The sequence below is a fragment of the Sphingobium vermicomposti genome, assembly GCF_011762025.1.
Classification (GTDB): domain Bacteria; phylum Pseudomonadota; class Alphaproteobacteria; order Sphingomonadales; family Sphingomonadaceae; genus Sphingobium; species Sphingobium vermicomposti.
The window spans coordinates 113007-127057 of sequence record NZ_JAASQR010000002.1 but is presented as its reverse complement, the minus strand read 5'-3'; the positions used below and the strand labels follow the sequence as shown (position 1 = coordinate 127057).

The window sequence follows — 14051 nt, the reverse complement described above, 5'->3', positions numbered from 1 at the left end:
GACATGTTTGACGATGTAAGGAAGCAAGGGCGATATAGGCAGGATGCGATAATGCTGCAACATTATTCGTGCTGGGGAATTTTGATGTGGTGGGCACCCGACCCGTTCGGGCAGAGCTTGGGTGAACGGAGGCCCAGATGAACCGTGCGCTGATCACTACCCTGCCCCTCATTCTCATCGCCTGTTCGTCCGATAATGCGACGGGGCAGAATAGCGCGGAAGCCTCTCTCCCCTTCAAAACGTCCATCGTCGCCGACTTCGATTCGCCCTGGGCCATGACGTTCCTGCCGGACGGTCGCGCGCTGATCACGGAAAAGACGGGTGAGATGATCCTCTTCGATCCGAAGAACGGGACGAAGATTCCGATCGGGGGCATTCCCAAGGTCGATAGCGCCGGTCAGGGCGCGCTCATGGATGTCGTGCTTCATCCGCAGTTCGCGCAGAACAAGACGGTCTATTTCAGCTTTTCCGAACGTGGCGCGGGGGGCAAGGGCGTTGCGCTCGCCACCGGCATCTTCAACCAGGCGAGCGACGGGGCGACCACGCTGGACGACGTCCAGACCATTTTCCGCGCCACGCCCTATGTCGACGGCGACGGCCATTATTCGGGGCGCATCGCCTTTTCACCCGATGGCCGCCACCTGTTCTTCACCAATGGCGAGCGGCAGAAGTTCGACCCGGCGCAGGACCCCAAGGCCACGCTTGGCAAGCTGTTGCGGCTGAACCTGGACGGCACCCCTGCGGCGGGCAATCCGCTGACCGCCAAGGGATTTCATCCTGCGGTCTGGTCCTATGGCCACCGCAACCTGCTGGGCATAGCGTTCGACAAGGACGGGCGACTGTGGGAACAGGAAATGGGGCCGAAGGGCGGCGATGAGGTGAACCTGATCAAGCCGGGCCTCAACTATGGATATCCCAAGGCGTCGAATGGCGACCATTATGACGGCGCGCCGATCCCGGATCACAGCCCGCATGACGGTTTCGAAGCGCCCAAACTGTCGTGGAATCCGGTCATATCGCCCACCGGGCTGCTCTATTATTCAGGCGATCTTTTTCCGCAGTGGAAAAATTCGCTCTTCATCGGCGGCCTGTCGAGCAAGGCGCTGGTGCGGGTCAGACTGGATGGGGAGAATGCGTCGAAGGCCGACCAATGGGATATGGGCGCGCGGATTCGGGAGGTGGAGCAAGGCCCCGATGGCGCGCTCTGGCTGCTGGAGGATGGCGGGCGCGGGTCGCAGGGGCGGTTGTTGAAGCTGACGCCTGCGGGTTGACCTACCCCCCATCGGCGATGGGGGGATGACATATGGCCGTTGCGGTTACACCAACCGGCTCTGCTTGACCGCCGCTTCGATGAAGCTGGCGAACAGTGGGTGCGGGTCGAAGGGTTTGGATTTGAGTTCCGGGTGGAACTGCACGCCGACGAACCACGGATGATCCGGGCGTTCGACGATTTCGGGTAGCGTGCCGTCGGGTGACATGCCCGAAAAGATCAGGCCACCCTTTTCCAGCGGCTCGCGATAACCGGCGTTCACTTCGTAGCGATGGCGGTGCCGTTCGCTGATCTCATCCGTGCCATAAATGCCCGCGACGACGCTGTTGCCGGTGAGCTTCGCCGGATAGGCCCCAAGGCGCATCGTGCCGCCCAGATCGGTTTCAGCCGTCCGCTTCTGCAACCCTTCCTTGCCCATCCATTCGGTGATCAGGCCAACGACAGGTTCTGACGTCTCGCCAAATTCGGTGGTCGAAGCGTCGGGGATGCCCGCCGTGTTCCGCGCGCCTTCGATGCAGGCCATCTGCATGCCGAGGCAGATGCCGAAGAAGGGCACATTGCGTTCGCGCGCGAATTTGACGCTGGCGATCTTGCCTTCCGATCCGCGCACGCCAAAGCCGCCGGGGACCAGAATACCGTGCATCGGTTCAAGGTTGGCGGCGACATCATCGCCCTTCTCGAACAATTCGGCGTCGATCCACTTGATCTTCACCTTCACCCGATTGGCAAAGCCGCCATGGGTCAGCGCCTCGTACAGCGATTTATACGCATCGGGCAGGCCGACATATTTGCCAACGACGCCGATCGTCACTTCGCCTTCGGGGTTCTGCTGCCGGTCCATGATGTCCAGCCAGCGGTCGAGCGATGGCTTGGGCGCATCCCCGATGCCGAAGGCGCGCAAGACTTCTTCGTCCAGCCCCTCCGCATGATATTGCGTCGGGACGGCGTAGATGCTGCTCGCGTCGAGCGCGGGGATGACCGCTTCGGGACGGACGTTGCAGAACAGGGCGATCTTGCGCCTTTCGCTGTCCGGCAGCGGATGTTCGCAGCGGCACAGCAAAATGTCGGGCTGAATGCCGAGTGAGGTCAATTCGCGGACGCTATGCTGGGTCGGCTTGGTCTTCAACTCGCCCGCCGCCGCGATAAACGGCACCAGCGTTACATGGACGAAGATCGACTGGCCGCGATCCAGATCGTTATGCAGCTGGCGGATCGCTTCCATGAAGGGCAGCGATTCGATATCGCCGACCGTCCCGCCGATTTCGCACAGCACGAAGTCCAGGTCTTCCGTGTCGGCGGTGGCGAATGCCTTGATCTCGTCCGTGACGTGCGGAATGACCTGCACCGTCGCGCCCAGATAATCGCCGCGCCGTTCGCGCTGGATGATCGTCTGATAGACGCGGCCCTGCGTCACATTGTCCGACTGGCGGGCCGAAACCCCCGTAAACCGTTCATAATGGCCAAGGTCGAGGTCGGTTTCCGCCCCGTCATCGGTCACATAGACTTCGCCATGCTGATACGGGCTCATCGTGCCCGGATCGACGTTGAGATAAGGGTCGAACTTCCGAATGCGCACACGGAAACCTCGCGCCTGCAGCAGTGCTGCGAGCGATGCGGCCATAAGGCCCTTGCCAAGCGAGGAGACCACGCCGCCGGTGATGAAAATATACCGCGCCATGGGAGAGGAGGCTTAGCCTTTTACAAACAAGTTGGGCAAGCGCGCGAATCCACGCACGAGCAAAAAAGATCGAAATTAAGTGAGAAAGTCAGTTGGCGAGCGGAACCGCACCGTCATTGGCATTGCTGCCTGCCTGACCATTGCTGGCCGCGCCAGCCGCGCCTGCAAGCGGATCGGCGGTGCCTGCAGCGGGCGCGGGCGCGGCGGGAGCCACAGGCGCCTGCTTCACCAGCGACATATCGATATCAGTCTGCGCATGCTGGACCGACGCGATCACGGCCAGCACGATCGACAGCAGCACGAAAATGGTCGCCAGAACAGTGGTCGAGCGCGTGAGGAAATCCGCCGCGCCGCGCGCCGACATGAAGCCAGCCGGGCTGCCGCCGACGCCCAGTCCGCCGCCTTCCGACTTTTGCATCAGGATGACGGTGACGAGCAGGGCGGCCACAATGGCCTGGACAACGAGGATGAAGGTGAACATGCGCCGATATCTGTCCGCAAAAAGAATGTTGCGCAGCCCATAGCGGCGAAGGGTCGCCGGGGCAACCGGGGGCGCGCCCTTCCCCGTCTATTCATGCCATCTAACGGGCCGGAGTGCCGGGTTAAGCGGCTTTCCGGCCCGTTAGATTTTCAACAGCAGCGCGGGTTCAGCCCGCTGCGGCGATCACCGGGCCGAACTTGGCCGCCGTCAGGCTCGCGCCGCCGACCAGCCCGCCATCGACGTCGGGAATCGCCATCAGCTCCGCCGCATTGTCGCCGCTCATCGAACCGCCATAGAGGATTCGCATGGCGTCGGCTTCATGCGCGCCGATGCGGCTGGCAAGCGCCGCGCGCAAGGCGGCGTGCATGGATGCGACCGCCTCCATGGTCGGAATGCGGCCCGTGCCGATGGCCCAGATCGGTTCATAGGCGATGGCGAGCCAATCCGCCGCAGCGCCTTGCGGAAGGGACGCGAGCAGCTGATCGCACACCACGGCTTCAGCATTGCCGGCGTCCCGCACATCCAGGCTTTCGCCCACGCACAATATCACCTTCAGCCCAGCGGCTTTGGCCGCCAACGCCTTGGCCGCGACGTCCGCATCGCTTTCGCCCTGGGCTTCCCGCCGTTCGCTATGGCCGACGATGATATATTCCGCCCCGGCTTCAGCCAGCATATCCGCCGACAGGCAGCCAGTATGCGCGCCACTGGCGTTCATGTGGCAATCCTGCGCGCCGATGAAAGCGCCGCCTTTGCGTTCCGCCGCCGCCATGATCAAGGTGGCGGGCACGCATATCCCCACCTCTACCACCGGCCGTTCGGCGGCGATGCGGCCAATCGCCTCGATCTCCGCCAGATGGCTTTTCATGCCGTTCATCTTCCAATTGCCGGCAACCAGCTTTCGCCTGCCCATCGATCCGATACCTCATTTTATAATATTGCTGCACGTCGCCGGACATGGGCGATGAAACCTCTGGCCAGCTGGGCATGGCGATGAACGGCGCTCCGTCATTTGTCCAGCCTCGCAGCCCACGGCGCACTTGCCGCAACGACGATCCGCCCTTAAAGCGGGCCGCCACCCAGCCGCAGCTTTCTGGACTTTTCCGCCATGCTTTCATCCTTTCGCCGTTTCATCCATTCGAAATTCGGCGCGGTTTTCGCGCTGCTGTTCCTGGGCGTCATCGCGGCGGCGTTCATCCTGGGCGACATTAGCAGCGGCAATTTCGGGTCCTCCGCGAGCGGCGGCGCGACAGTGGCAAAGGCGGGCGGTTCCCGCCTGACGCTGAGTGCGTTTCAGGAACGGGTTCAGCGCGTGTTCGAAAATGCCCGGCGCGCCAATCCTGAACTTCAGATCACCGAATTTCTTGGCCAGGGCGCGGCCCGCGAGATTTACGACCAGCTGGTCGCGGCCATGACGTTGAAGGAATATGCGCAGGATCAGGGCGTGCATATCTCCAAGCGGCTGGTGGACGCGCAGATTGCGCAAATCCCCGCTTTTCAGGATGCGGCAGGCAATTTCAGCCAGGATAATTTCCGCCAGTTGCTGCAACGCGAACGCATCACCGAACAGGCGTTGCGCGACGATATCAGCCGCGAGGTTCTGGAACGTCAGATGCTGGCACCCGCTGGCCTGGGCGTGAAGCTGTCCGACAGCCTGGTGCTGCCCTATGCGTCGCTTCTGCTGGAATCACGGCAGGGTACGATTGCCGCCGTTCCGGCAGTGGCGTTCAACGACATCAAGGACCCTAGCGAAGCCCAGCTGAACGATTTTTACAAGTCGAACGCAGCGCGCTTCACCATCCCCGAACAGCGGCGCATTCGTTACGCCGTCATTGATGGACAACGCTTCGCACAGGCTGCGCAGCCTACGGACCAGGAAATCGCAGCCGCCTATAATCAGGACAAGGCCAATTACGCCGCCAAGGAAAGCCGCAGCTTTGAACAGCTGATCCTGCCCACTGAGGCGGGGGCCAAGGCGATTGCCGCGCAGGTGAAGGCGGGCAAATCGCTTTCCGCCGCCGCGCAGGACACGGGTCTTGCTGTTTCCACATTGCCCGACCAGAGCCGCCAGGCGCTGGCGTCGACATCGTCCGCCGCCGTTGCGGACGCTGGTTTCAGCGCGAAGCAGGGTGATTTGATCGGGCCGATCCGCGCGCCTCTGGGCTGGTTGTTGCTGCGGGTGACGGCGGTTCAGACAGTCCCTGCCCGCCCGCTGGCCGCGGTGAAGCAGGATATTGCGGCGACGCTGCGCGAGCAGAAGGAAAAGCGCCTGCTGACCGAGTTCACCGACAAGATCGAAGATGAGATTGCCGACGGCGGCAGCTTCGAAGAAGTTGTGAAGGACAATGGCCTAAAGCTTGAAACCACGCCGTTTCTGCTGGCGACCGGCAAGCAGGTCGAAGATCAGGCCTATCAGGCCGCAGCCGACGTCCAGCCCCTGCTCGCTCCGCTCTTCCAAATGAGCCAGGATGACGATGCGCAGCTGATCCCGATCACCCCGGACAAGCGTTATGCGCTGGCCGCGCCCGCCGAAATCCGGGCCGCCGCTCCGCCGCCGCTGGCGAAGGTCAAGGAGCTGGTCGTCCTGCAGTATAAGCTGGCAAAGGGCAACGAGAAGGCGAAGGCGCTGGCGGAGCAGATCCGTGACAAGGTGGCCAAGGGCATGAAGCTGGCCGAGGCCGTTTCCGCGGCAGGCGTACGACTGCCCGCGCCCCAGGTCGTGGGCGGTCGCCGCGCCGACATGCTGCGCGATGGACAGCGTCCCCCGGCAGAGGTCATGATCCTCTTTTCAATGGCGGCCAACAGCGTGAAAACACTGCCGATCGGGCAGGATCGCGGCTATTTCGTCGTGCAGCTGAACGGCATCAAGCGCGGCGACGCAGGCGATCAGCCGGAGCTGGTCAATCAGGTGCGCAGCCAGCTGGGCGATGTCGTCGGCCAGGAATATGCGCAGCAATTCGTCCGCGCCGTTGAAAAGGAACTGGACGTGGAACGCAGCCCCACCGCTGTCGCCGACGTGCAGCGCGCGCTCGCCAGCACCAATAGCGGCGCTCAATAATATGGCGGTCGCGCAGGACGTGCCGGGTAGCGGCATTCACAGCGCGCGCGCGGCGCTGGCCGATGGCAGGTCCGCACTGGTATGGCGTCGCCAGATTGCCGACACCGACACGCCCATTTCCGCCGCGCTCAAGCTGTTCGAACCCGACCGGGGCGACTTTCTGCTGGAATCGGTGGAGGGCGGCGCGGTGCGCGGGCGGTACAGCCTGATCGGCCTTGCGCCCGACCTTGTGTTCCGCGCCCAAGGGGAAAAGGCGCAAATCAATCGCCAATGGGCGACCGACCGGGACGCCTTTGTCGCTGAGCCGGAAGGCGCGCTGGACGCCCTGCGCACGCTTGTCGCCGAATGCCGGGCCGATTTGGACGAGGCGCTCCCGCCAGCGCTCGCCTGCCTGGTCGGCTATTTCGGTTATGAGACAGTTGGGCTGGTGGAAAAACTCCCCCGCCCGTCGCCCAACCCGCTGGAACTGCCCGACATGCTGTTCGTGCGGCCCACCGTCATCCTGGTGTTCGACCGGCTGGCGGACGCCCTGTTCCTGGTCGCACCGGTGTGGAAGGGCAGCTATCAGGATGCGGACGCAGCGATTGACGCGGCGCTGGAGCGGATCGACGCAACCGCCGCGCGACTGGCCGCGCCGCTGCCCAGCCTGCCGCCGCCAGTAGAAATCGCCGATGTCGAAGTCACGCCCGTCCTGCAGCCGGGCCGTTATGCCGCGATGGTCGAACGGGCGAAGGACTATATCGTCGCGGGTGATATATTTCAGGTGGTGCTGGCCCAGCGCTTTACCAGCCCGTTCACCCTGCCGCCGATCGCGCTTTACAGGGCGCTGCGGCGGATCAATCCGTCCCCCTTCCTCTATTATCTCGACCTGCCGGGCTTTGCGCTGATCGGGTCAAGCCCGGAAATATTGGTGCGCGCGCGGGATGGCGAAGTCACCATCCGGCCCATCGCGGGCACCCGTCCGCGCGGCAAGACCGCCGTCGAGGACGCGGCTAACCGCGAAAGCCTGCTCGCCGATCCCAAGGAGCGCGCGGAACATCTGATGCTGCTGGACCTGGGCCGCAACGATGTGGGGCGCGTCGCGGCGGCCGGGACTGTGACGGTCACCGACAGCTACACGGTCGAATTCTACAGCCACGTCATGCACATCGTGTCGAACGTGGTCGGTCGCATTGCCCCCGGCAAGGATGCGCTGGACGCCCTTTTCGCGGGCTTCCCCGCCGGAACCGTATCGGGCGCGCCCAAGGTGCGCGCCTGTGAGATCATCGCCGAACTGGAACCGGAAACACGCGGTGCCTATGCGGGTGGGGTCGGATATTTCGGACCGGACGGCAATATGGACAGCTGCATCGTCCTGCGCACCGCCGTCCTGAAGGATGGCGTCATGCATGTGCAGGCTGGGGCTGGCATCGTCGCCGATTCGACGGCGGAATATGAGCAGCGGGAATGCGAGGCGAAAAGCCGTGCGCTGCTGGCCGCCGCGCGGGAGGCGGTCACGCTGGCGCGGGAATCGCGGTTCGGCCAATAAGCGACGGGCCTATCGACAGGCTCGCCAGCCAAAGTCACCGCGATCCGCCTGGTCCAGGTGAAGATGATCGCGGTGCGCGGCATTATAGTCGGGCGACAGGACTGTGGAGAAAAGGCTGCACGCGCCATCGCGGACGCTGCGTAAAAAGGCGGCGGCATCCTTGTCATCGCCGGTCCAGTCGTTCACCACGCTCACGCGCCGTCCATCCTCCAGGACGAAGGCGGCGATGTCGATGGCGTTGGCAGTCGCATGTTCGCTAAAATCGCCTTCCGACCGGCCATAGAGGCGACGGCAGCTGAAGGACCCGAAATGGGATATCGTCCTGACCGGCTGCCCGAAATGGCGCTGCGCGGCGGGTTGCACGATGTGCCATTCCCATAATTTCAACGCGGCGGCCACCGGGCAGGCTGGCGCGACCGAGGCGGGCGATAACAGGATGGCGTCTTCACCGCCCTTCAGCCGCACGGCGTCGCTATAATGGCACTGCCCGCTGCCGGTCGGCGGCATCGCCGTGTAGGCGACCCCGGCCCGGTCCAGAAGCGCGCGGCACTGGTCCGGCGATGGTCCCAATGCCGCCAGTTTGCGCCCGGTGAACAATCCCACCGGCTGCGAAAGGTCGAGCGGGGTCCAGGGAAGATCCTGCGGTCGCTTGCTCAGATAGGCATAGCCGACCAGCAGCAATGACAGGATCGCGCCAATAATGACGATCCAGCGGGCAAGGGCATGAACGCGACGCATAGGCTAACCACGCCGGACCCCGCCCAAGGGTTCCGCAGTCACGGGATATCCGATATTTTCCGGGATGCAGGGGTGGGACTGTCCCGCCCGATCCTCTATCCAGGGCCGCACCATTTCGATTGGCGTGGAGGATGCGTGCGCCGCCATGGCGTCAAAGCTGTCGAAGAGCGCAAGCCGCTCAAGATTGCGCCGCGTCGGAAAGATGATGCGCCCCTGCCCCGCGTCGCAGCGCGCGATGGTGTCACCCGCCGCGCTCCAGAACAGCCTGACATTTTCGGTCGCGTCCACGCTTGGGGTCTGATCGCGGGGCGCGCGCACCAGATAGAAGCGCGTGTCGAAAATGCGCGTCACATGTTCAGCCGCCGCCGGATGCCAGCGGCTGAAGGGCACCAGCTGATCCAGCGCGAACTCCAGCCCATGCGCATCGGCGATAGCGGCCAGACTCTCCCCCGCCGCCAGGGCAGCGCGCATGTCCATCAGTTGCGCCGGAGCCGGGGGCGTCGTGAAACCGATGCCCAGGCCGCTTTCTTCCAGCGTTTCGCGGATAGCCGCAATCCGGGCGGCCATGTCGTCCGCGTCGCCATCTTTCGCAATCCCGGTGGCCAGGGCGCGATCCGCCGCATCGACCGCGCCGCCCGGAAAGACCAGCGCGCCGCCCGCAAAGGCCATGGTCGCCGCCCGCTCCATCATCAGGATGTGCGGCGGCGATCCGGGCATGTCGCGGACGATCACTACCGTTGCCGCAGGGCGGCCTTCACCAACATTTCGAGACATGGATGTCGCCTTAGGTCAGGAAAGCACCTGCGGCAAAATATTTGCCATCTCCCGGTCACTGGACGGGGGAAATGGTGGAGCCGAGGGGGATCGAACCCCTGACCTCGTCATTGCGAACGACGCGCTCTCCCAGCTGAGCTACGGCCCCAAAGGAGCGCTGGCTATAAGCGAGCGCCAAAAGCCTTGCAACGGTCTTTTGCGCCCGGAAAGCCGGTCTGCCTTGCGGCCTTCAGCATCGGCAGACCGGTCATCATCGCGGATATTACCGACGCGTAACGGCCGGAACGATGCGTCCTACCACTCATTGGTGCAGCAATGGCCCCTTCGGCATCGAGGGAGATTCCAGAGCAAAGGAGAAAGATGATGGGCTATCAAGACGGACGGCGCTATGGCGAACAGGATCGCAGCCGCAGTGATTGGGACAGAGGGTCCAATCGTTATCGCGGGCAGCGCGACTGGCAAGATGACCGCCAGTCCCGCTACGGAACGCGGGGACAATTTGGCGGACCGGACTATCGGCGTGGCCGCGAGGATTATGACCCGGACGATCGCGGATTTTTCGACCGGGCGGGCGACGAGGTCCGCAGCTGGTTCGGCGATGAAGAGGCGGAACGCCGCCGCGAATATGACGAATATTACAATCGCCCCTATGGCGATCCACGCGATGAAAGCAGCCGGATGGGATATGCCTCCGCCGCGCGCAGCCGCCAATATCTGCCCAATCGGGGCTATGCGCCCTTTGCGGGCGAACGCAGTGGTTATGGCAGCGAGGATCACGGCAACCGCATCCGCTCCTTTGGTCCTTCGCAGGATTATGGCGAGCATCATGACGCCAATTATCATGCGTGGCGGAAACAGCGCATCGATGAGTTGGACCGCGATTATTCGGAATATCAGCGGGAACATCGCGAACGGTTCAACCAGGAATTTGGCAGCTGGCGGACGAAACGCGGTGAACAGCGGCAGGCGGTCCAGCAGGTGCGCGAACATATGGAAGTCGTGGGCAGCGACGGCGAACATGTCGGCACCGTCGACAAGCTGAGCGGTGATCGCATCATCCTGACGAAGAACGACGAGGACGCCGATGGCATGCATCATTCCATCCCGTCTTCGTGGATTCGGTCCGTGGACGCGCAAAAGGTCACTATCGAGAAAACGGCGGACGAAGCCCATACCGCGTGGCGCACTGAGCGCGATCAAAATGCCATGTTTGGAAGCCAGGACGATCGTGGTGGCTGGGGCGCGCAAGGCTCCGGCTCTGGCAATCCCCAGGGGCAGGCCAGCCGCTATCGCTGAACAGTGATCGGGTAATAGGTGAGATGAAGGGAGGCCCGGCGGCAGCGCCGGGCCTTCCGATTTCTTGGCGGCACCACGCTGAAGCGTTCAGCGATGGAATACCCGCTCGTGAAAAAACCATTGATAAGGATAGCGCTCCAGCACCCGGTAGACGACATGGGTGATCGCCAGAGTGACGGCCATGACTGCGATCATGAAAACGGTCACCGACAACAGCCAATTGTCGCTGAACAGCCCGAATTGCGCGAAACCCTTCCGCATCAGCAGGTAGGAATAGGGGTGCGCAAGGTAGAGGCTGTAACTTACCGTGCCGAGATACAATATCGCAGGCCGGTCAAGCAGGCGTGACGTCAGACTACCGCGCGCAATGGCCATGTAGAAAAAAAGCGCGGTCGCCACATACAGGCCATAAGTCCTCCAGTCGCCAAGGTCCTCCGGCAGAAAGGTGTAATGCCTGACCGACGCGCAGTAGACACATGCGGCAAAGGCAAGCATCTCCAGGACGATCCGCGGACCAGGAGCTGGCCGGATGTTACGATCGTCGAGCAGGCGCGCGGCGATACCCGCGAGGAAGAACGCCATGGCGGGATAGCGGCACAGTAATGCAATGGCGAACAGCGCAAAGGGCAGCGTTTCCAGTAAACTGCGCCGCCGCACCGCGAAATGCACGATCGCGCAGGCCAGGGCATAGAATAGCACCTCATAGCTCAGGCTCCACGCATTGGGAGTGAGTTGCTGGGTCTGAGTCAACAGGTTGATCATCAGCAGGCCAGGCACGACGGTCCATGGCGAATTCAGTTCAGGATAGGCGTTGCTGGCGGCGTTAAGCGCGATGAACAGCAGCGAAAAGGCAAAGAATAGCGGATAGAGCCGAAAGAAGCGGCGCAGCGCGAACTCGCCCGGCAGATAACGCAGCACGCTGGGCAAGATGACATAGCCGCTGATCACGAAGAACAGCCACACACCCCAACGACCAAAATTGCCAGGCCCTTCGACAAGGGCAGAATAGGAAGGGTCCCCTGCATAGATATTTTCGGCCACCCCACTTAGCACATGCGCGAAGAAGACCATCATTGCCGCCACCCCGCGCAGCCCATGCACTGTATGGTTGAACTCCCGAGCCTTGGCCTTTGCAGGGGCGGCTGGCCTGGCCATCGCAGCGTCAACTGTGGTGCGCTGATATGTCTCCCCCGCCAGCGCAGGATTGTTGCTGCCCAGTTCAGCCATGAAAGCCCCTTCGAAACTGCGGGAGGGTAAGGCTACCTCCCGTCGTTCGGAAAGAACCGGTTTGCGGGCGGAACAGAATAACCGCAATTTCTCGTTGGATGGTCAGCCCGAATAGTCATCGATGCTACAAATTGACAGGGTGCGCGCAGAGATACGTCGCGCTGCTTGCGCCGTTACGCTTGGGGCAGCAGCAGCGAGGAATCGCCGTAGGAATAAAAGCGATAGCCCTGCGCGATGGCGTGGGCGTAGGCCGCCTGCATCCGGTCGCGCCCCATCAACGCGCTGACCAGCATGAACAATGTCGATTTGGGCAGGTGAAAGTTCGTCATCAGCCCGTCCACGACGCGGAAGCGATAACCCGGCGTGATGAAGATTCGCGTTTCGTCGGCAAAGGGGTGGATGCGGCCCTGATCATCCGCCGCGCTTTCCAGCAGGCGCAGGCTGGTGGTGCCCACGGCAATCAGGCGACCGCCGCGCGCGCGGGTCGCGTTCAATCGGTCGGCTGTGTCCTTGTCGATCCGACCCCATTCCGCATGCATGCGGTGGTCGTCCGTATCCTCGGCCTTGACCGGCAGGAAGGTGCCCGCGCCGACATGCAGCGTCAGCGTTTCCGACCCGATCCCGGCTTCGCCCAGCGCAGCCATGAGGTCGGGCGTGAAGTGCAACGCCGCCGTCGGCGCGGCGACCGCGCCGTCTTCGCGCGCGAACATGGTCTGATAATCGCTGCGGTCGCGCGCGTCCGTGGGCCGTTTGCTGGCGATGTAGGGCGGCAAGGGCATCCGCCCTGCCCGTTCCAGCAACAGCTCGACCGGATCGTCGCCTTCGAAACTGAGGGTGCAGCCGCCTTCTTCATCGCGAGGTCCGGCGATGGCGGTCACGCCCGCGCCAAAGTCGATCCTGTCCCCGTCGCGCACCCGTTTGGCATTGCGGAGAAAAGCCTGCCACTGGCGAAGCCCCAGCCGCTTGTGCAGCGTCGCCCCGACCTTTGCCTGCCCACGCATCCCTTCCAGCTGCGCCGGAATGACTTTGGTGTCGTTGAACACCAGCATGTCGCCGGGGCGCAGCATCGACGGCAGGTCACGCACGATCCGATCCTGAATCGGCGCATCCCCCGCGACCAGCATCAGCCGGGCGGAATCGCGTGGTGAGGCCGGACGGAGCGCGATCGACTCAGGCGGCAGGTGGAAATCGAACAGATCAACGCGCATGATGAAGCCGCCCGGTGTGGCGGATTAATTCCGCTTTGCCGCCTTCTTGCCCGCCGGGGCGGCAACCGCCGGAGTGGCAACCGAGGGAACAGGCGGCGTCGGCAGCGCCGTCATCGGCGGCTTCCCGTCGCTTTCGATCGACGCCTGCCAAATGACGGACGGGTTGGCGGGCGGCTCGCCCGGCGTGATCGCATCGACATATTGCATACCGTCGATCACGCGACCGAAGACGGTATATTTCTTGTCGAGCTGCATGCGGGGCAGCAGCACGATGAAGAACTGGCTGTTGGCGCTATTTTCTTCCTGCGCGCGGGCCATGGAAACGGTGCCGCGCAGATGGGGCATCGGATTAAATTCCGCCGCGATGTCGGGCAGCGTCGATCCGCCGGTGCCGTCGCCCTTGGGATCGCCGCCCTGCGCCATGAAGCCGGGAATGACGCGGTGGAACTTCAGGCCGTTATAAAAGCCCTGGCGCGTGAGCTGCTTGATTCGCTCCACATGGTTGGGCGCGATGTCGGGACGCAGTTGGATGCGCACGCGCCCGCCGCTGGACAGGTCCAGATCCCAGATATTCTCAGGATCGGCGGGAACGGTTGCTGGCGGCAGTTTGACGGCGACGTCCTGACCCATGGTCTTGGCGTTCTGCTCAGCGCGCGCGGCGGCCTCGGCCTTCTTGGTCGCGTCGGCACCCTGTCCCGCCTGCGCCAAAGCTGCGCCGCTGGAAGCATAGAAAGCGAAACCGATCGCCACGGTCTTGATCGCCGACGTGAACCGCATGGATAAGCATTCCCTGATA

General features: G+C 63.2%; 12 protein-coding genes and 1 tRNA gene. 4 read left to right on the top strand and 9 right to left on the bottom strand.

Features of this window, described 5'->3' with window-relative positions; genetic code table 11:
- Positions 1–137: 137 nt before the first annotated feature.
- Positions 138–1271 (top strand): PQQ-dependent sugar dehydrogenase, encoded by a 1134-nt coding sequence (locus FHS54_RS05450; protein ID WP_167302826.1) that lies wholly within the window; start codon positions 138–140, stop codon positions 1269–1271.
- A 45-nt stretch (positions 1272–1316) separates the two neighbouring features.
- On the opposite strand, the gene FHS54_RS05445 is transcribed toward FHS54_RS05450, so the two are convergent.
- The 3 genes from FHS54_RS05445 to tpiA form a co-directional block, all read right to left on the bottom strand.
- The gene (locus FHS54_RS05445; protein ID WP_167302825.1) at positions 1317–2948 is read right to left on the bottom strand and encodes a CTP synthase; all 1632 of its coding nucleotides are present in this window, start codon (positions 2946–2948) and stop codon (positions 1317–1319) included.
- A gap of 88 nt (positions 2949–3036) precedes the next feature.
- Positions 3037–3429, bottom strand: a complete 393-nt coding sequence (secG, locus tag FHS54_RS05440) for a preprotein translocase subunit SecG (RefSeq protein ID WP_167302824.1) — start codon at positions 3427–3429, stop codon at positions 3037–3039.
- Between the two features lie 166 nt (positions 3430–3595).
- On the bottom strand, positions 3596–4339 hold the full coding sequence (tpiA, locus tag FHS54_RS05435) for a triose-phosphate isomerase (RefSeq protein ID WP_167302823.1): 744 nt from the start codon (positions 4337–4339) through the stop codon (positions 3596–3598).
- 195 nt (positions 4340–4534) lie between these two features.
- Between tpiA and FHS54_RS05430 the strand changes: the two genes are divergently transcribed.
- Both FHS54_RS05430 and trpE read left to right on the top strand, forming a co-directional pair.
- Entirely contained in the window at positions 4535–6484 is a 1950-nt protein-coding gene (locus tag FHS54_RS05430; protein ID WP_167302822.1) for a peptidylprolyl isomerase, read from the top strand.
- A 1-nt stretch (position 6485) separates the two neighbouring features.
- Positions 6486–8012 (top strand): anthranilate synthase component I, encoded by a 1527-nt coding sequence (gene trpE, locus FHS54_RS05425; RefSeq protein ID WP_167302821.1) that lies wholly within the window; start codon positions 6486–6488, stop codon positions 8010–8012.
- Positions 8013–8021: 9 nt separating this feature from the next.
- Here trpE and FHS54_RS05420 read toward each other — a convergent pair whose 3' ends face one another.
- From FHS54_RS05420 to FHS54_RS05410, 3 genes are all read right to left on the bottom strand, one after another.
- Positions 8022–8750 (bottom strand): extensin-like domain-containing protein, encoded by a 729-nt coding sequence (locus tag FHS54_RS05420; protein WP_167302820.1) that lies wholly within the window; start codon positions 8748–8750, stop codon positions 8022–8024.
- Positions 8751–8753: 3 nt separating this feature from the next.
- Positions 8754–9524 (bottom strand): NUDIX hydrolase, encoded by a 771-nt coding sequence (locus tag FHS54_RS05415; RefSeq protein WP_167302819.1) that lies wholly within the window; start codon positions 9522–9524, stop codon positions 8754–8756.
- Positions 9525–9596: 72 nt separating this feature from the next.
- A tRNA-Ala gene (locus FHS54_RS05410) sits at positions 9597–9672 on the bottom strand.
- Positions 9673–9887: 215 nt separating this feature from the next.
- Here FHS54_RS05410 and FHS54_RS05405 point away from each other — a divergent pair.
- Positions 9888–10820, top strand: a complete 933-nt coding sequence (locus FHS54_RS05405) for a DUF2171 domain-containing protein (protein WP_167303555.1) — start codon at positions 9888–9890, stop codon at positions 10818–10820.
- An 87-nt stretch (positions 10821–10907) separates the two neighbouring features.
- Here the strand turns inward: FHS54_RS05405 and FHS54_RS05400 are convergent, their stop codons facing one another.
- The 3 genes from FHS54_RS05400 to FHS54_RS05390 all read right to left on the bottom strand — a co-directional run bounded on the left by FHS54_RS05400 (position 10908) and on the right by FHS54_RS05390 (position 14032).
- Positions 10908–12047 (bottom strand): acyltransferase family protein, encoded by a 1140-nt coding sequence (locus FHS54_RS05400; RefSeq protein ID WP_167302818.1) that lies wholly within the window; start codon positions 12045–12047, stop codon positions 10908–10910.
- 173 nt (positions 12048–12220) lie between these two features.
- Positions 12221–13255, bottom strand: coding sequence for a tRNA preQ1(34) S-adenosylmethionine ribosyltransferase-isomerase QueA (gene queA / locus FHS54_RS05395; protein ID WP_167302817.1), 1035 nt, complete (start codon positions 13253–13255; stop codon positions 12221–12223).
- A gap of 24 nt (positions 13256–13279) precedes the next feature.
- Positions 13280–14032 carry a peptidylprolyl isomerase gene (locus FHS54_RS05390; protein ID WP_167302816.1) on the bottom strand — a complete coding sequence of 251 codons (753 nt, stop codon included), beginning with the start codon at positions 14030–14032 and terminating at the stop codon, positions 13280–13282.
- Positions 14033–14051 lie beyond the last annotated feature (19 nt).